The 18,815-nt window shown below is 62.4% G+C and carries 10 protein-coding genes and 1 pseudogene; 6 read left to right on the top strand and 5 right to left on the bottom strand.

All coding sequences use genetic code 11. From position 1 onward, the window contains the following. Nucleotides 1-155 precede the first annotated feature (155 nt). The 4 genes from AC1DZ5_RS20750 to AC1DZ5_RS20735 all read right to left on the bottom strand — a co-directional run bounded on the left by AC1DZ5_RS20750 (nt 156) and on the right by AC1DZ5_RS20735 (nt 7,101). Nucleotides 156-797, bottom strand: a complete 642-nt coding sequence (locus tag AC1DZ5_RS20750) for a hypothetical protein (RefSeq protein ID WP_477892584.1) — start codon at nt 795-797, stop codon at nt 156-158. A gap of 432 nt (nt 798-1,229) precedes the next feature. Further along, on the bottom strand, nt 1,230-2,666 hold the full coding sequence (locus AC1DZ5_RS20745; protein WP_477892582.1) for an efflux transporter outer membrane subunit: 1,437 nt from the start codon (nt 2,664-2,666) through the stop codon (nt 1,230-1,232). Further along, nucleotides 2,659-5,814: an efflux RND transporter permease subunit gene (locus tag AC1DZ5_RS20740; RefSeq protein ID WP_477892580.1), complete on the bottom strand. Its 3,156-nt coding sequence runs from the start codon at nt 5,812-5,814 to the stop codon at nt 2,659-2,661. The genes AC1DZ5_RS20745 and AC1DZ5_RS20740 overlap by 8 nt, the downstream gene beginning before the upstream one ends. An 18-nt stretch (nt 5,815-5,832) precedes the next feature. After that, entirely contained in the window at nt 5,833-7,101 is a 1,269-nt protein-coding gene (locus tag AC1DZ5_RS20735) for an efflux RND transporter periplasmic adaptor subunit (RefSeq protein ID WP_477892578.1), read from the bottom strand. 189 nt (nt 7,102-7,290) lie between these two features. Here AC1DZ5_RS20735 and AC1DZ5_RS20730 point away from each other — a divergent pair, with 189 nt between their 5' ends. The 6 genes and pseudogenes from AC1DZ5_RS20730 to AC1DZ5_RS20705 all read left to right on the top strand — a co-directional run bounded on the left by AC1DZ5_RS20730 (nt 7,291) and on the right by AC1DZ5_RS20705 (nt 18,011). Further along, entirely contained in the window at nt 7,291-7,932 is a 642-nt protein-coding gene (locus tag AC1DZ5_RS20730) for a TetR family transcriptional regulator (protein WP_477892577.1), read from the top strand. 202 nt (nt 7,933-8,134) lie between these two features. Continuing rightward, the gene (locus tag AC1DZ5_RS20725) at nt 8,135-10,528 is read left to right on the top strand and encodes a hypothetical protein (protein ID WP_477892575.1); all 2,394 of its coding nucleotides are present in this window, start codon (nt 8,135-8,137) and stop codon (nt 10,526-10,528) included. Nucleotides 10,529-10,617: 89 nt separating this feature from the next. After that, nucleotides 10,618-11,313, top strand: coding sequence for a response regulator transcription factor (locus AC1DZ5_RS20720; RefSeq protein ID WP_477892586.1), 696 nt, complete (start codon nt 10,618-10,620; stop codon nt 11,311-11,313). 649 nt (nt 11,314-11,962) lie between these two features. Beyond that, nucleotides 11,963-12,631 (top strand): annotated as a pseudogene (locus tag AC1DZ5_RS20715) (sensor histidine kinase); the annotation flags it as partial. Nucleotides 12,632-12,803: 172 nt separating this feature from the next. Beyond that, nucleotides 12,804-14,804, top strand: a complete 2,001-nt coding sequence (locus tag AC1DZ5_RS20710; RefSeq protein WP_477892573.1) for a hypothetical protein — start codon at nt 12,804-12,806, stop codon at nt 14,802-14,804. Between the two features lie 12 nt (nt 14,805-14,816). After that, on the top strand, nt 14,817-18,011 hold the full coding sequence (locus AC1DZ5_RS20705) for a tectonin domain-containing protein (RefSeq protein ID WP_477892571.1): 3,195 nt from the start codon (nt 14,817-14,819) through the stop codon (nt 18,009-18,011). Here the strand turns inward: AC1DZ5_RS20705 and AC1DZ5_RS20700 are convergent. Continuing rightward, entirely contained in the window at nt 17,996-18,802 is an 807-nt protein-coding gene (locus tag AC1DZ5_RS20700; protein ID WP_477892569.1) for a helix-turn-helix domain-containing protein, read from the bottom strand. The genes AC1DZ5_RS20705 and AC1DZ5_RS20700 overlap by 16 nt on opposite strands. Nucleotides 18,803-18,815 lie beyond the last annotated feature (13 nt).

Raw genomic sequence — 18,815 nt, 5'->3', positions numbered from 1 at the left:
ACAGGAAAGTCATCGTGTCACGGTAGACGCTCCACGGAAAAAACTGTAAGAGCAGTGCCACCAGCCCGAAAAAGGTTAGCGGCATGAGCACAATGAAGGAGTCACGGACCACCGTCAACCATAGATTCCCCCGTTCCAACACCTTCTGCCGCCAGCTAAGGCGATGCATACATTCGCACCAAGGAGTAGGACAGGAATATCAATATCCATGTCAGGGGATACACCATCCAAGCAAAATCCAGTGCGCCATTAATTTTGTATCCCGCAAACTGGTGTTTAAAGCTGTTTTCTCGTCCGGATTTGAGGACCGCCTCCACGCTGGTGCGCAGCTCCTTGCCTTGTGAGTTCAGCAAATACTGGGCAAATTCTTTTTCCCCTTGTTTGGACTGGTTGATAAAGTCCTTTTGCATTTGCTTGTAGAGATCAAATCCTGCATACACAGACAGCACGGAGAATTTGACTTTCCCCACATACTCCACAGACCCAACAAGCCCCAGCGATTTTTCGATTTCTGTCCAGAGCGTATTGAGCTGGTCTTCGATTTCTTGCTCTAGCTTCTGATGAACATTGATCAAGTGGATTCTTTCCAGCACTTGCAACTGCGAAAGACAGGCTTCCAGGCGAACGAACAGTTTGTGGAAGCGTGAATATTTTTTCTTCTGCGACTCCAGTCCCAGGTATCTCTTTTGCATGGAGAAAATTGCTATAGCAACCGCAATGAATTGCAAGGTGGCAATCAGCACGGAGCAGAGAAGCACCGCCTGTGGGTGTGAAAAATCAACCACAAAGGGACGCATATCTGTCAGTACCTGGATTCATTGCAAAGGGCAGCTTGCATGAGGTCGGGTTTTGTTTTGGTCATGGCGTATTCGCTACAGATTGGCAGTGCCCAACGCGATGGTGGACTGTGGTGGTCACTGTAGGAAGAAATAACCATCAGATCAACGCAGTCTTTTTTATACATTTCATCAAAAATCCTGATACCCGGAGGGATGGTTTGCTGCTGTGCCTGAAATGCTGGGTAGGCGCATAAGGGGACGCGCTGTTGGGTGAGTTGGCTTAGGGTAAGTACTTAGCCAAGACGCAGCAATGCACTGCAACCGGCGAGGGGGTTGCACAGGGTTATCCCGGGCGGTGTTTGGGTAACGTCCTGCTACCCAAACAAAAACAGCTCCTAAATTAGGAGCTGTTCGCGCAATATCCATGGGGGCTAGAGCCCCATTCGGTTATTACTTCTGCTCTGCAGCGGGCTCAGTCCAGCCGCCACCCATTACCTTGTAGAGCGTTACCAGGTTTTGCAGCTGCAGCGCCTGCACTTGCACCACCGCCTGCTGGGCGGTGAACAGGGAGCGCTGGGCCTCCAGCACATCAAACGAATTGGCTGCACCGGCTTTGAAGCGCAGGTCGGTCAGTTGCATGGTGGTCTGGGTGGCGGCCAGTTGGGCGGCCTGGGCCTGCAACTGGTCGGCCAGGGTGGCACGTCCGGCCAGTGCATCGGCCACTTCCTTGAAGCCACTTTGGATGGCTTTTTCGTACTGGGCGATGGCAATGTCCTTGTTGACCTTGGCCGCTTCGAGGTTGGCCTTGTTGCGGCCGGCATCGAAGATGGGCATCAACAGCTGGGGCACAAAGGTCCAGGCGCTGGTGCCGTTGCTGAACAAGGTGTCCAGGTCGTTGCTGGCCACACCGGCGCTGGCTGTGAGCGTGATCTTGGGGAAGAAGGCTGCACGTGCTGCGCCAATGTTGGCGTTGAGCGCCAGCAGGTTTTGCTCGGCCTGGCGCACATCGGGGCGGCGCACCAGCAGCTCAGAGGGCACACCGGCCGGCAGGTCGCTCAGGAAGCCCTGTTCCGACAGGCTCAGTCCGGCGGGCAGGTCCGCCGGCATGGGCTGGCCCAACAGCAGGACCAGGGAGCTTTCGTCCTGGGCGCGCTGGCGGGTTTGCTGGGCCAGCGATACCTTGGCGGCTTCCAGCAGGCTCTGGGCGGTGCTCAGGTCCAGCTTGGAGGCGGCTTCGTTGTCGTACTTCAGCTGCATCAGGCGCAGCGAATCCTGGCGCGTCTTCAGCGTTTCGCGGGTCACACGCAGCAGCTCGTCATCTGCCAGCAGCGTGAGGTAGGTGTTGGCCACCGAGGCAACCAGGCTGATCTGCACCGTCTTACGCGCTTCTTCAGTGGCCAGCAGTTGGGCCTGGGCTGCCTGGCTCAGGGCGCGCACGCGGCCAAAGAAGTCCAGCTCGTAAGAGGTCACGCTCAACCCTGCGGTGTAGCTGCTGACGATGGCGCCATTGCTGGCCGGGCCACGGCTGCCGGTGAGGCCGGCGTTGACCGTGGGCAACTGGTCGGCGCGGGCCACTTGCAGTTTGGCGCGGGTTGCATCGATGTTGAGGGCAGCCACGCGCAGGTCGCGGTTGTTCTCCAGCGACAGTTCAATCAGCCGCTTGAGGCGCGCGTCTTTGAAGAAGCTTTGCCATTCAATGTCGGCTGCGGTGCGGGCATCCGCCGCTGCAGGCTGTGCGGCCTGCGGGAAGGTCGCGGCCACCGGCGCCGCGGGGCGGGTGAAGGTGGGGATGAAGCTGCAGCCCGCCAGCCACAACGTGGTCGCGATGGCGGCCGACAGTGTGGCCAGGCGCAGGGCAGGGCGGCTGGGAGAGAAATGCTTACTCATGGGATTCAGCTCCAATGTGGTGTCCGTGTTGGATGTCAAACTGGTGTTGGCGCTCGCTGCCCTTGAAGAGGCTGCGCACCACGACAAAGAAGATCGGCACGAAGAACACCGCGAGGAAGGTGCCCGCCACCATGCCACCGATCACGCCGGTGCCGATGGCGCGCTGGCTGGCCGAGCCCGCACCGCTGGCAATGGCCAGGGGCAGCACGCCCAGCATGAAGGCCATGGAGGTCATCACGATGGGGCGGAAGCGCAGGTGGGCCGCCGCCAGCGCAGACTCGACCACGCCCTTGCCTTGGGCCTGCAGGTCCTTGGCAAACTCGATGATCAGAATCGCGTTCTTGGCCGACAAGCCGATGATGGTGATCAGGCCGACCTGGAAGTACACGTCGTTGGCATAGCCGCGGAACAAGGTGGCCAGCACCACGCCCAGCACGCCCAAGGGCACCACCAAGATGACAGACAGCGGGATGGACCAGCTCTCGTACAGCGCGGCCAGGCACAGGAAGACGGCCAGGATAGCGAAGCCATACAGCACGGTGGCTTGCGAGCCCGCTTTCTTTTCCTCGCGGGACTGGCCGGTCCACTCAAAGCCAAAGCCTTCGGGCAGCTTGGCGGCCAGTTGCTCCATCTCGGCCATGGCCTCGCCGGTGCTAAAGCCTGGGGCCGCTGCACCGCTGATACGCACGGCCGAGTAGCCGTTGTAGCGCACGGTTTGCATGGCACCGGTCACCCATTGGGTGCTGGCAAATGCAGACAGGGGCACGGCCTTGCCGCTGCTGTTGATGGCGTTGAACTTCAGGATGTCATCCGGCTGCATGCGCGCCGTGCCGTCGGCCTGCACCACCACGCGTTGCAAACGGCCCGCGTTCGGGAAGTCGTTCACATAGCTCGAGCCCAGCGCCGTGGAGATGGTGCTGTTGATGGAGCTGAAGCTCACGCCCAGGGCGCTGGCCTTGTCGCGGTCGATGTCGATTTGCAGCTGGGGCGCATCTTCCAGGCCGTCGGGGCGCACCTGGGTGAGCACCTTGCTCTTGGAGGCCATGCCCAGCAGCTGGTTGCGCGCACCGATGAGCGCCGTGTGGCCCTTGCCACCGCGGTCTTGCAGGCGGAAGGTGAAGCCCGTGGCGTTGCCCAGTTCAGGGATGGGGGGCGGTGCCAAGGGGAAGATGAACGCATCGCGAATGCCCATGAGGGCACCGAATGCGCGGCCGGCCAAGGCCTGCGCCGAGTGCTCGGGACCATGGCGCTCAGACCAGTCCTTCAATGTCACAAAGGCGAGTGCTGCGTTTTGGCCTTGGCCCGAGAAGCTGAAGCCCAACACGGCCACCATGCCCTCGACTTCGGGTTGCTTCAGGATAAAGCCTTCCACCTGTTCCATCACCTTCAGGGTACGCTGCTGCGTTGCACCTGGGGGCAACTGCACGTTCACGATGATGTTGCCCTGGTCTTCACCCGGCAAGAACGAGGTGGGCAAGCGCAGGTAGACCACTGCCACTGCGCCAATGATGGCGGCGTAGATGACCAGGTAACGGCCCGCCTTTTTGAGCAGGCGTGCCACCACGCTTTCGTAGCCCTTGGCGGTGGAGTCGAAGCGGCGGTTGAACCAGCCGAAGAAGCCAGTCTTGGCATGCGCATGGCCGGCCTCCACGGGCTTGAGCAGCGTGGCGCACAGCGCGGGGGTGAGCGACAGCGCCAGGAAGGCGGAGAACGCAATCGAGCTGACCATCACCGCCGAGAACTGGCGATAAATATTACCCACCGAGCCAGCAAAGAAGGCCAGTGGCACGAACACGGCAATCAGCACCACGGTTACGCCGACGATGGCGCCCGAGATCTGGCCCATGGCCTTCTTGGTGGCCTGCAGCGGTGGCAGCCCTTCCTCGCTCATGATGCGTTCGACGTTTTCCACCACCACGATGGCGTCGTCCACCACGATACCAATCACCAGCACCATGCCGAACATGGTCAGCACGTTGATGGACATGCCCAGCGCCTGCAGCGTGGCAAACGTACCCAGCAGCGCCACCGGCACCACGATGGTCGGGATGATGGTGTAGCGCCAGTTTTGCAGGAACAGGAACATCACCAGGAACACCAGCACCACGGCTTCGACCAGGGTCTCGGCCACTTGCTTGATGGAGATGTTCACGAAGCGCGAGCTGTCGTAAGGAATGCTCCAGCTCATGCCCTTGGGAAAGTAGCCTTGCAGCTCTGTCATGCGGGTGCGCACGGCTTTGGCCGCCGCCATGGCATTGCCGCTGGGGGCCAGCTGAATGCCGATACCGATGGCGGGTTTGCCGTTCAGGCGGGCTGATGTGGCATAGGCCTGGGCACCGAGTTCAATGCGGGCCACGTCTTTCAGGCGCACGGCAGAGCCGTCTGCATTGCTGCGCAGGGCGATATTGCCGAACTGCGCCACGCTGGCGAGTTGGCCTTTGACCACCACGGTCGCCGCAATGCTCTGGCCGGTGATGTTGGGCAGGTCGCCGATGGCGCCAGCAGAGACCTGCGCGTTTTGCGCGCTGATAGCGCTGTTCACCTCGGCGGTGGACAGATTGAAGGACGCCAGTTTGGCGGGGTCCAGCCAGATGCGCATGGCGCGCTCGGTACCAAACAGCTGGGCCTGGCCAATGCCGGGCAGGCGCTGCAGTTCGGGCACGATGTTGCGCGAGGCGTAGTCCCCCAGTTCAATGGTGCTGGTTTCCGGGTTGTCGGAAGACAGCATGGTGAACATCAGGAAGTTGGAGCGCGATTTGTCCACGCGCACGCCCTGCTGCGTCACCGCGGCTGGCAGGCGTGGGGTGGCGCGCGAGAGGCGGTTTTGCACATCCACCTGCGCCAGATCGGCGTTGGTGCCGGTCTCGAAGGTCAGCGTGATGCTGCCGGAACCGTCGGCCTGCGCCACGGATTCCATATAGATGAGGCCGGGTGAGCCGTTCATCTCGCGTTCGATGACGGACAGCACGCTGTCCTCCAACGTCTGCGCGGAAGCACCGGGGTACGCCGTGTTCACCACGATGGACGGAGGGGCTACGGGCGGGTACTGCGAAATGGGTAGCTGTGTGATGGCAACGCCGCCCATCACCAGAATGAACAGCGATATCACCCACGCAAAGATGGGGCGGTCAATAAAAAACTGGGCCATGGAAAATGCCTCTAGCGATTACTTGGCGGCCGCAGACGCTGCTGCGGCGGCGGCGGGGGCGGAAGCTGCCGCTGCGGGAGCACCGGCGGGGGCTGCATTGGGGCTCCAGGGCACCGGTTTCACGGGGGCACCGGGCACCATCATTTTCTGGAAGCCATCCACGATGACCTGGTCGCCTTCTTTGAGGCCGTCCAGAATTACCCATTGGTTGTTCACCGCATTGCCGCCCAGCTTCACGGGGCGTGGGCCGGGCTTGCCGCCTTCGCCTACCACCAGCACGGTGTCGCCCTGGTTGGTGCGGGTCACGGCCTGTTGGGGCAGCAAGATGCCCGATGGCAACTCGGCTTGCGACAGACGCACGCGCACAAACTGTCCGGGCAACAGCAGGCCATCGGCGTTGGGCACCTCGGCACGCAGGGTGATTTGGCCGCTGGTGGCGTCCACTGTCAGGTCAGAGAACAGCAGCTTGCCGGGCTTGGCCAGCTCGCTGCCGTCTTCCAGCACGATGCGCACAGGGACCGAGCCATCGCCGGCCGCGCGCAGCTGCTTGGAGGCAATGGCTTTGCGCAAACGCAGCACGTCGGTGCTGCTTTGCGTGAAGTTCACATACACCGATGCGGTTTGCTGGATGGTGGCCAGCGCGGTGGTATCGGCTGCGCCGACCAAGGCACCTTCGGTCACGGAGGACTGGCCGATGCGGCCGGAAATGGGGGCGGTGATGGTGGCGTAAGCCAGGTTAATGCGGGCGGTTTCGGCGGCCGCCTTGGCGGTGCCGACGTCAGCCTCGGCCTGGCGCTGGGTGGTCACCAGAGTGGTGAATTCCTGCTTGCTGATGGCATTGGCTTCTGCCAACGGCTTGTTGCGCTCCACCTGGGCAGTGGCCTGGGCCAGGGTGGCCTGGGCCTTCACCACGGTGGCCTGGGCGCTTTCCATGGCGGCACGGTAGGGGGCAGAGTCCAGTTGGTACAGCACTTGGCCGGCCTTGACTTCGCTGCCTTCGCGGAACTGGCGTTGCAGCACCACGCCGCTGACGCGGGCGCGCACTTGCGCCACACGCAGGGCGCTCACGCGGCCGGGCAACTCGGACTGCAGGGCCACGGACTGCGAGGCCACGGTGACCACGCCGACTTCGGCCGGGGGCATGCCGCCGCCAGGGCCACCGGCACCGGCGGCGCCGTCTTTGGCGCCACAGGCAACCAGGGCAACGGCCAACGGAATGGCGAGCAAGGCCACGCGGCCGGCGGGGATGGAGGGCGCATGGCCCAGAGTCTGGCGGAACAGCAACATACAGATTTCCCTTGTGACAAAGGTAGTTGGGGAGGCAATCGGGGGGAGGGGCTTGCCGGCAGTTTGATCTAGGGCAAACCCTCAATAAAAACAGAACCATACCGCGGCAATGGGGTTTAGTATACATACATGCACGAATGTATGTTTGGAAAAAACTACAATACCCCCACATTTCTATGAGGTCAAAGCATGGCCCGTAAAACCAAAGAAGACGCTCTTGCCACCCGCGAATTGATTCTGGACGCTGCTGAACGTGTGTTTCACCAGCGCGGGGTGTCGCGCACGTCGTTGCAAGAAATCGCCAAGGATGCGGGGTTGACCCGCGGCGCCATTTACTGGCACTTTGAGAACAAGGGCGAGCTGTTCCACGCCATGATGGAGCGGGTGACCCTGCCCATGATGGCGCGCATGACCGAAATGGGGCCGGCTGATGAAGAGCAGCCGCTGGACAAGATTCGTCGCAATACGGCCTCTGCCTTTCACCAGATTGCGCATGACGCGCAGGTGCGCCGCGTGTTCGAGATTGCCACCCAGAAGGTGGAGTACGTGGACGAGCTGCAAAGCATGCGCGAGCGCCACATTGCCGGGCGCAACGAGTGCATGGACGACATGCACCGCCTGATGCAACTGGCGCGCGACAAGGGGCAGGTGCGCAGCGACATGGACCTGCGCAGCGCCACGCTGGGCCTGTTCGCGCTGATTGGCGGGCTCAAGTTCAACTGGCTGCTGTCGCCCGATGCCTTCGACTTGGAGGCCGTGGGCCAAGCCACGTTGGATGCCTACCTGCTGGGGCTGGCGCCGGCTCCCACGTCCCCCAAGATCCAATGTTGAACTGAGTCGCTCCTGTTTTAGGAGCTACTGGCGCAGGTTCCACGGGGGCTAGCGGTCCATTTCTTTCTGAATCGGCCACAGCAAGTCTGCGTCTCGGCGCGATTATCTGTGAAACAAGTGCGGTGGTTTGTAGCGCATTCAATCTACATACAGCATGGCCTGGCGTACCTACGATGGCGCATTCTCATAAAGGAACGCCCCCATGCAATTTCCCGCTGTGCAACCATTTTTGAGGCGCTTGTCGTGGCTTCGCGCCTTGCTTCCAGGTGCCTTGGTGCTGTGTTTGGCAGCCAACGCTGCTGCCCAGTCTGGGGCGCTGCAGAAAAACTGGCTAGGAACCAATACAACGAGTCAGGAAGTTGGAGCTGCTGCCCAGGCCGCCGCTGCCAAGGCGGTTGCCTACTACGCCAAACTTCAGTCTGCGGGCAATGTGCTGGCGACCAATCAGACGATCCAGGGCTTCCGGGCCCTGCAGTCGCCCAACAAGGCCTACTGGGCCCTGATCCAGGAGGACGGCAACTTCTGCGTGGCCGGGCCCAATGGGGTTGTATGGTGCGCCGGCAGCAATGGGCCGCGCGCGGTCAACGGTTCTCTGGTCATGCAAGCCGATGGCAATCTTTGTATCAACGGTTCCAGCGCTGCGGCGTGGTGCAACTACAGCAATGGCGCGGTTGGCGACTATTTCCTGATCCTTCGGGATTCTGGCGTTTTGGAGGTCTACCGTGGCAAGCCCGGCAACACGGCCGCAGCGGCGCTGGTATGGACGTCGCTGCTGGACCCCGTCTACTACGCCAACCGCTACCCCGACCTTAAAAGAGCCTTTGGCAGTGATGCCCGCGGCTTGATGGGCCACTGGATTGAGTGGGGACGCTACGAAGACCGTTCGCCCAGAACCGGGTTCAGTGACGAGGGCCGCACCAAGGCGCAGAGCGTCAATCTGGACACCATGTTCTATGCCAACAAGTACTCGGACCTTAAACAGGCCTTTGGCTATGACGCGGGCAAGCTGTACGAACACTGGATGAACTTTGGGCGGCGGGAAGGGCGTATGCCCAACCGGGAAACCGATGAGCTGATGGCGCCCCCCCCGCGGTCTGCCAATGGTCTGAGCGTCATGCGCATAGGCGATTTTCTGACGGAGGGGCAGACCATGTGGTCGAACAACAAGCGCTTCCGCCTCGACTTGCAAGCTGACGGACAGCTGGTGATTTATGAGGGCAACCCCAGCAATGACAGCCGGCGCTGGTACCAAAGCCAAGCCATAGCGAAGGACACGAAGGACACGCAGTACTTCATGGCGATCCAGGCGGACGGGCACGCCTGTACTTACCGGGGGCGCCTGGCCAACAACCGCGGTGCTCTGGGGTGCTTTCCGGGGGGGGCCGGTGGACCGATGGGGGCTTATTTCGTCGCCTTGCAGGACGATGGCAATCTGGTCGTCTACAAGGGCAATGGTCCGGCAGACAACCGGGGCTGGATTTGGGACCGTATTACGACCAAACCTTCTTCGGGATTTGATTTCAGAGGGGCCGCAGAGTCGGTGGGCAAGTTTGTAACCAACGCGGTCGGTACCGCGACGGGGGTTATTGTCTCCGGGGCCAACTCCGTGGCGGCAACCTCGGTCAGTGCGGCCAATGACTTGGCGCGCGAAGCCACCACGACGGCGAACGCTGTTGCAAATGGGACGGTGAACGCTGCCAACGTGGTGGCGAACGGTACCGTGGGTGTGGTGAACCAGGTGGCCAACGGCACGGTGGATGTGAGCAACAAGGTCGCCAACACCACGCAGGCGGTTGCTGTCAATGTGGGCAACACCGTGGTGATGGGTGGAAAGATTGTGGGCCAGGAGGTCGTCAAGAACGGCGAAATCGTGGGTTATGCGGTGGCCAAGCTCGCCACTGACGCCTGGGCCTACTTCAACAACAGTTGCGGCACGATCGGACGCAAGGTGTTCCCGATTGACGGCTACTTCAAGGGGGCGCAGCGCATCACCGGCGCCATCAACACCTACGGCACCAACGAGATGAAGAACGCCGCCAACCAGGCCAACCAATGTTTTGAGGATGCGCAAGATGGCTTCTACTGTTCGTTCCCGAAGGAGATTGCCAAGCTCGTCAGCCAGTCAGGCCAGATTCCGGGCAACCTGGTGAACTTGGGCACCCGCGTGTTCAATGAAGCCAAGAGTGAGGAATGCCTGATTGCCGGTGCTGCGACTGTCACCTTCGGTGCCGTCGGGCTGCAAACATGCGCGCTGGGCAAAGTGGTGGTCACCGACGCACAGAAAGCCTATGCCTGCTTCTCGGCCGCTGAGGCCAAGGGTGTCATGCAGAAGTTCTTGCAGCCGAATCAGGCCTCACACGGCTTCCCGTCCAAGGAAGCCTGTACAGGCCTGGGCGAACTGTCCTTCATGGTGGCGGAAAAAATCGTGACGGACGGCATCAGCGCCGAAGCCAAAGCCGCGACGAAAGCCGGCAAGAGCCGCACGGTTGCCGTGGTGGCTGACGAACTGCGCACCATTTACAAGGTCGCCTCCGGCGCGGCCACCTACGATCAGCTGACCAACGAATTGAGCAGCATGCCTGAGTGCAGAGACTGATCCACTGGCACCCGGCCTGGCGGGTGCGCAGGGTGGCGGATGGGTTGGGGCCCACGGGCGTGGAGGGCGTGCTGCACAATAGTGCCCTGATGCAGACCGTAGACCCCGCCCCGGAGCCAGCTCCCATCCGTGTTGTGATCGTCGAGGACGACCCCGACTTTCGCGATGCCCTGAGCCGGATAGTGCAAGCCGCACCGGACATGCAACTGGTGGCAATGGCCAGTACGCAGGCGGAAGGTCTTGCTCTTTTGCAAGGCCTTCCAGCGGACGTGCTGCTGGTCGATCTGGGTTTGCCGGATGGTTCGGGCATCGACGTCATTCGGGCCGCCGCGTTGCAGTGGCCCCAGTGCAGCATCATGGTGAGCACCAATTTTGGGGACGAAACCCATGTCATGCGCTCGATCGAAGCCGGCGCAGCGGGGTACCTGCTGAAGGACAGTTCGCAGGCCAAGATGATTGACGAAATCCGTAGCCTGGCCAGTGGCGGGAGCCCGATCAGCCCCATCATTGCCAGGCAGGTGTTGGCCCACTTTCGGCGAACGACTTCCCGCAAAACGGTTACCCCGACATCGGCCGAGGACCCGTCCTCTTTGCTGTCGGCGCGCGAGAAAGAGGTGTTGAATTTCATCACCAAGGGATTTAGCATGCCTGAAATCGCTCAGCTGATGCAGTTGTCGCACTTCACCATACGCAGCTTCGTGCGGCGCATCTACAGCAAGCTCAAGGTCACGTCCAAGGCGGAAGCTATTTATGAAGCCAGGACGCTGGGTTTCTTGCCCGACTAAGCCGTGACACAGCCTGAACATGCTGGGCATTGATCCACGTTCCATCGTGCTGTTGGCCGCCGTGATGGCGTTGCTGATGTCGCTGGTGCTGTTCGTGCTGCACCGCAACTATCCACCCACCATCCGGGGGCTACGTGAATGGGCAACAGGCCCGTTTTTGAGCTTTGTCTCCACTTTGCTGTTCGGAGCCAGTGGTTTTCTTCCCGACTTCGTCTCGGGGGTGCTTGGCAACCTGCTTTTGCTCAGTAGTCCAGCGCTCATGGTCATTGGCAGCCAGCGTTTCTACGGCCAGCCGCCGTCCCTGCGGTTGGTGGGGGGGCTGCTCCTGGCATCGGCCCCGCTGTTCTACTGGTTTACGTTGGTGCACCCGGACTATGTGGGCCGCATGATGGTATTCACCGGCCTGATGGCATGGTTTCTCGTCAGGAGTGCCAGGCTGTTGTTCAAGCATGGGGCCCACCATCTCTTCGCGCGGCTGACGGGCGGTGTCTTGTTGTTGCAAACCGGCTTGCTGCTGTTGCGCATGGTCGCTGTGTTGCTCGATGGCGGTGCCAGGAGCGTCTTCGACGCTTCGCCCATTCATGTCATATATATCGTCGGCTATGCACTGTTTGCGCTGCTGGTATCCATCGGTGAGGTACTGATGGCCGCTGAACGGGTGCGTGACGAATTTGCACTTAGCCACCAGCGGCTGCGTGAGGCAGAAATGCGGCAAACCATCAGCGATGAGCGCCAGCGCCTGATGCAGGACATGCACGATGGCCTGGGTTCATCGCTGATCAGTGCCATCCGCTCGGTAGAGCACGGCGGCGTGAGTGACGTGAAGGTGTCCCAGATCCTCAAGGATTGTCTGGACGATCTGAAGCTGACCATCGACTCGATGGAGCCGGTCGAGGCAGACCTGTTGTTGCTGTTGGCCACGCTGCGCTTTCGGTTGGAGCCTCGCCTAGAGGGAACGGGCATCGCATTGTTGTGGAAGGTACAGGAGTTGCCCATCTTGACATGGCTGGACCCTTCCAGTGCATTGCACATCCTGCGCATCGTGCAAGAGAGCGTTGCCAACATCCTGCGTCATACCCGCGCGACCGAGATACGGGTGGGCACAGCGGTGGTGACGGGTGGTGTGCAAGTGACCATCGAGGACAACGGCCAGGGTTTCGATGTCGACAAGGCCCTGGGCGCTACCGCAGGGCGCGGCTTGCACAACCAGCAGCGCCGTGCGCTGGCCGTTGAAGGCACGGTCGCCTGGAAGTCGGGACCAAACGGCACGCAATTCAGGCTGTGGCTACCGCTGGAGCGTAGTCCTCGGTCTTTTTAGACGACGGGTCTAACGGCCGGGCTGGTCTACCAGTACATCAGGCCCGGTTTGTAGCACGTTCGCTCTACAGACAATCAACTTACGTTTTTTTACACTCGTTCGCAATGGTCTGGCAAAGCCCCGACCCGCATCCGCTCAGCCCCGTCCTCAACCGGACCACGAAAGGAATCCAGTGAAGTATCCCTTGCCATGTCTGCCTGCACCGCGTCGCATGGTTGCGGCCCTGTTGCCTGCCTTTGCCGTGATGGGCTTGGCCGGATGCGCGGGCACGGGCGAACTGGCACGGAGCGACGCCGGCAATCCCCTGATCTCCAGTCAGCCCAAGACGAACCTGTATGCCACGATTCCTCAGGGCAAACTTACATCGGCACCGCGCCTGTTGGCGGCCGAGGGCATCAAGGCACTGGACGCACGCGACTACAAGAAGGCATCGGACCTGTTCAACATGGCGGTGAAGGCCGACATGACCAGCTCTTACCTGCACTTTTTGAATGGTGTGGCCTACCAGATGCGCGGTATCCAGGGGGAGAGCAGTCTGTTCCCACTGGCCGAACAGGGCTTCGAGATGGCGGCCCAGTTTGACAACTCCAACTGGCTGGCACGCTACTACAGTGGCCTGCTGGCCATGTACCAGCGCGACTTCGCCAAGGCAAAGACCCGGCTGGCGGATGCGGCGCTGTATGCGGGCAACGAGCCTGAACTGTTGTATGACCTGGCAGTGGCCGCCTACTACGACCGCGACCCCAAGACCGCCGCCGCCGCGCTGGAAGGCCTGCGTACCGTACTGGCCGAGAAGCCGGACGACCCACGCGTGCTGCGCGCCTCGGCCATCGTGGCCGCGTCGCTCAACGACAAGGAGCAGGCGGGCAACTACCTGACCCGGCTGCGTGCGGCAGCGGTGGGTGCGACCGAGTACAAGGAAGTGGAAAGCCGGGTGGACTCGTGGCTGCACAGCTACCAGCGTGCCGGCATGGTCAAAACCCAGGCGCGCGGCGGCTACCCCGCCGTCAACGGTGGGTTGAACGCGAACACGGGTGGCTACCCCGCCACGGGCAACACTGGCGGCTATCCGGCCATGCAGGGTGCGGTGCCCGGTGCTTACCCTGGCATGCCGGGCGCTGTACCCGGCATGCCCGGCGCGTTGGGAGGCTTTGGCACCGCTGGCAATGGTTTTGTGGAAAAACAGATGGCGGTGGTGGATGTCAGCATCATCAGCACCGAAGAAGACAACACGCAAGCCATGGGTGTGAACCTGCTGGACGGGCTGAAGATCCAGTTTGGCAATCCGCTCACGCAGACGCCGGCCTTCTCCTCCACGCAGTCTGGCAGCGTTGTTACCGACAACCTGAACGCGGCCAACTCCACCAACACCAACAGCAGCGTCATCACGCGCCTGATCCAGGTGCCGGCGCTGACCTACAGCCTGAACATCGCCAACGCCAACGCCAAGCGCAACGAGGTGTTGGCCCGGCCTACGCTGGTGGCGCTGGGCAACCTGCCGTCCAACTTCTTTTCGGGCCAGGACATCGTGGGTGCTGCGGTCTCGGGCGGGCAGGGCAGCTCGGTGCAGATCCAGAAAGAAGTGGGTGTGAAGCTCTCGGTCACACCGGAGTTTTTGCCCGACAACCTGATTAAGCTCAATGTGGTGGCCGAGCGCACCTTCCTGGCCATCCCCAGCACCAGCGTGAAGTTCGACTTCCGCCTGGACACCAACAAGACCATGGTGAATGCCAATGTGGTCATGAAGTTCGGTGAGACGCTGATCCTCTCCGGCCTGTCCGAGCGCGACCAGACCAAAGACCGCGATGGGGTACCCCTGTTGCAGGACGTCCCCATCGTGCAGTACCTGTTCTCGCGCAACGTGACGCGTGACTACTACAAGTCGGTGCTGATTTTGCTCACGCCGCGCCGCACGCAGTACACCAACCGGGCCGAGGCCGACATTGCCGCCGAACGCGCCACCATGACCCCCGGCGAGGTGGCCATGGCCGAGTTCGAGGACAAGTACAAGCCCTGGTTCAAGCCCACGCCCAATGTGGGCGAGATCACCCAGGCGCTGGAGAGCGGTACGCTATATCGCGAGTTCCGCACCGGGGACATTGCGGCCTCGTGGAATCGCATCGAGAGCACCGAAGAGCGCCTGCGCGCAGCGGTCCGCTTTTTGTACTACTGACCCGGAGCCGGCGTGAAACGCCTTCTCGTGGCCTTGCTGTGCGGTGCCAGCCTGTGGGCCCATGCCCAAAACGCGGCAGAGCGGTTGGCCTGGACGGCACTCCGCGGCACCGCCATCGACCTGTCGGTGGGGGCGGATGGCACTGCGTTTTCGCTGGACCCCGACGGCATGGTGTGGATGCGCCGCCCTGGCCCCAGCACGGGCTGGCTCAGCCTGCCGGGTGTGTTTCGCCGCATAGACGCGGCGTCCGAGCGCAATGCCTGGGCCTTGGATGCCGAAGGTGCGGTGTGGCGCTACAACGGTACCTTCTGGCAGCAAGTCCCCGCCCCGAAATCTGTAGACGTGGGTGTGGGCGCTGCGGGCATGGCCTATGTGGTGACGGCAGAAGGTGGCCTGGCCCGTTTCGATGCGCGTGCCGGGTTCATTGCCGTGACCGGTGCCCCCAAGGGCATTGCGCGCGTGGATGTGGATGAGCGCGACCTGCCCTGGGTGGTGCTGGCCGACGCGTCCATCCAGATCTTTGATGGTCGCGCCTGGGCCAAGCTGCCGGGCCGGGCCCACGACATTTCAGCCGGTGTGCGCAATAGCGCGTTCATGGTCAGCCCGGAGCACCAGCCGTTTCGCTGGAATGCCGCGCTGGGCACGTGGGGGGCGCTGTTGGCGGTGGCCGAGCTGGTGGCCGCAGGCCAGGACAACAAGCCCTGGATCGTCACGCCCGAGGGCACGATCTTTGCCAACGACACCGGCACGCCGCAGAAGACGGCACGTACCAACACCGAGCTCAGTGTGTTCACCAAAAACATGCCTTGGCGCCGTGTGCAGGGCAAGGCCAAAGTACTCAGCATTTCTGCCAAGGGCCAGGCCGTGGCCTTGGGGCCGGAAGGTGAAGTCTGGCAGTGGAAGGGCAAAGACCAGTGGCAGCGCCTGCCGGGCACCTTTGAGCGCATCGCACTCGCCCCCTCCGGTCTGCCCATGGCGGTGACGGCGCAGGGCCGCATCTACAGCTACCGTGGCACGCAATGGGTGGAGCTGCCGGGCCAGGCGCTGGACATCGCCATCACCCCGCAAGGCGCCATCTGGATTCTGTTGCCTGACGGCAGCCCCGCGTATTGGGATGTGGCCACTGGCTGGGTGTCCCTCAACGCGCCGGGCAACGCCATGCGCTTGGCCGTGGGGTCGTCCAACGTGCCTTGGGTGCTGAGCCGGGAGGGCCAGGTGCTGAGCTACGCGCCCCAGGGCTGGCAGGCCCATGACGGTGTGGTGGCCGCTGACCTGGCCATAGGCCCCGATGGTGGCGTGTTTGTGGTGACCAAGGACCGCACGCCCGCGCGTTTTGATGACTTTTTGCAGCGCTGGGAGCCCATCAATACCGAAGCCGTCACCCTGGCTGTGGGGCCGGGCGACAAGCCCTGGGTGGTGAATGCACGGGGTGAGATTTATGCCTCCTCGTTGTTTGACGAGCCGGTGCAGGGTGGCGGCGATTGCAGTGCCGCGGTGGGCGGCAAGTTGCCCGATTTTCGCCAGGCCGATTTTCGCCAGGTGCTGGGCGCCGCCCGCAGCCTGGCCATTGGCAAGGATGGCAATGTGATGGCTATCGACGCCGACAGCAACCTGGGCCAGTGGCGCAACAGCAGCCAGCGTTTCAAGAGTTTTCCGGGGCAGATGGTGCGCATTGCTGTGGCGCCTGACGGAAAGCCCTGGGGCGTGACAGCCAAGGGGGAGGTCTGGCGGCACGACGGCAGTAAGTGGCTGCTGGTGCGCAGCATCTTCAGCGCGCGCGATGTTGCTGTTGCGTGCAACGGCACGGTAATGGCTGCCGCCAGTGATGAGTCGCTCTACAAGTACAACGCCGGCACGGATGGTTTTGAGAAAGTGGTGCCCGCACGCCTAGACGATCCCTCGCCCAAAGGCAGGAAATTGGCGCTGGATCCGGCCGGCCGGCCCTGGACTATCCGCGACGACTGGGTGTACCGCTGCGATGTGCAGCCCTGTGAGCGCCAGGCCTTGCGCGCCAAAGAAATCGCCATTGGTCCCGAAGGCACGTTGCTGGCGGTAGACCTGGACGGTAATCTGCAGTCCTTCAACGCCCGTGACAACCGCTGGGACCGCACCGGCCTGCAAGGTGTAGTGGCCGTAGCCATAGGGCCCGGTGGCAAGCCCTGGGTGGCGCGCAACGGCACCGAGGTGTGGGCCAGCGCCCTGTTCAACCGCAAGGAGGACACGGACGATGCGACCGCGGCAGCCACCCAGAGCACGCCTGTGAATACCACCACCGCAGTGTCGCCGTTCACGTTCTCTGCCACGCAGGTGTTTGACGAGGTGCCCTACATTGGTTTGCCCGGATCGCCTCAGTGGCCGCATTACCTGGCTATTGGCGCCAGCGGCAAAGTGATGGTGGTGCGTCGCTCGGGTTCGGACTCGCTGGTGACCTATGACGCCGCCAAACAGGGCTTTGTGCCCAGCGGCTTGCCCATCCCCCCAGGGGGTGAGGCTGATGGGTTGGCCATTGGTCTGGCCGACACCCTGTGGGCCTGGGTGCCCCCAACCAATGGTGCGGTCAACGGGCGGGTATGGCAGTACAAGAATGGTAGTTGGCAAGTCATGGGTGGTATAGCTGCCATGAACATGGGGGATGTGCCCTTGCCGGCATTCACTGTGCGCCCCATCGACGTGTCCACGCCGGCCGATGGCTCGGTGTATGCCATGGGCCCCGATACGGGCTCTGTTGGCGCGCAGGACAGCACGTTGTACCGTTTCAACACCGCTTCCAACACCTTTGTGGTCACCAGTTTCCAATTGCCGGGTAATGAAGATGCCCTGGCCGTGGAGCCTGCGGGGGCGGTCTGGCTGGTGCGCTCGGATGCCAATGCGCCCAACACTCGCAGGGCTTTTCAGTACCTCAACAACGCATTTTTTGAGCGCCCACCGCCAGCCGGTTTGTCGGTGTGCCCGACCTTTCCGGCCACCAACCGCGCGCAGCCAGGCTGCATTGCCGCCGGGGCCAACGGATCGGTGTTTGCCATTGGCTTGCAGGGCAGTGCGCCACGGCTGCTGCGCTGGAACGCCGCGAGCGTGCAGTGGGATGTGGTGGTTCCTTCACCCAGCTTCACCAGCTTGCGCTACCTGGCCGTAGCGCCGGATGGCCGCCCATGGATCGTTGCCAGCACCGATGGCGGTACGACTTACAAGGTCTACAAGGCGCGCTGAAACTGCTGCAACACTGCCGCGGTAGCCGCGTCGGCCGGCAAAAAGGTTTCCAGCGCCAGCTCCTGCAGCGTGATGTCCATGGGCGAGCCAAAAATCGTCACCGTGCTGATGAAGTTGAGCTGGCCGTGCGCCGTGTCCAGCTGAAACGGCATCACCACGCCGCGCGTCTCGCCCTGCAGGTGGGCCCGGTCTGGGCCGTGGCTGGCGTCATAGCCCTGTAACTCTTCCATGAGTGTCTGCAACGCGGCGTCGCCCGTGCTGTGGATCATTTGCCGCAGGCGCTCAAACAGGTGGTGCTTCCACTGGCCCAGGTTGGCAATGCGGGGTGCCAGGCCCTCGGGGTGCAGGCTCAAGCGCAGCACGTTCACGGGCGGCTGCAGCAGCGCGGGTGCAATGTTGTTCAGAAACACCGGCACCAGGCGGTTGGCGCTCACGATGTTCCAGTGCCGGTCCATCGCCAACGCGGGGTAGGGTTCGTGGCAGCGCAATATCAGCTCCACCGCAGCGCGTGCCTCGGCCATGTCGGGGTGGTCCAGCGGGCGCTCGCGGTACATGGCCGCGTAGCCCGCGCTGGTGAGCAACTGGTTGCGCTCGCGCAGCGGTACTTCCAGCCGCTCGGCCAGGCGCAACACCATCTCGCGGCTGGGTACCGAACGGTCGGTCTCCAGAAAACTCACATGCCGCGCCGAGATCTCGGCCTGGTGCGACAGCTCTTGCTGGCTTAGGCGCCGGTGCTGGCGCCAGTGGCGCAGGCGCTGGCCAAAACTGTTGGGGGCGGTGGGGGTGTGCATGGCCGCATGGTAG

Source organism: Rhodoferax sp. P1_F3, assembly GCF_056405715.1.
This window is presented reverse-complemented; position numbering and strand designations above follow the sequence as displayed.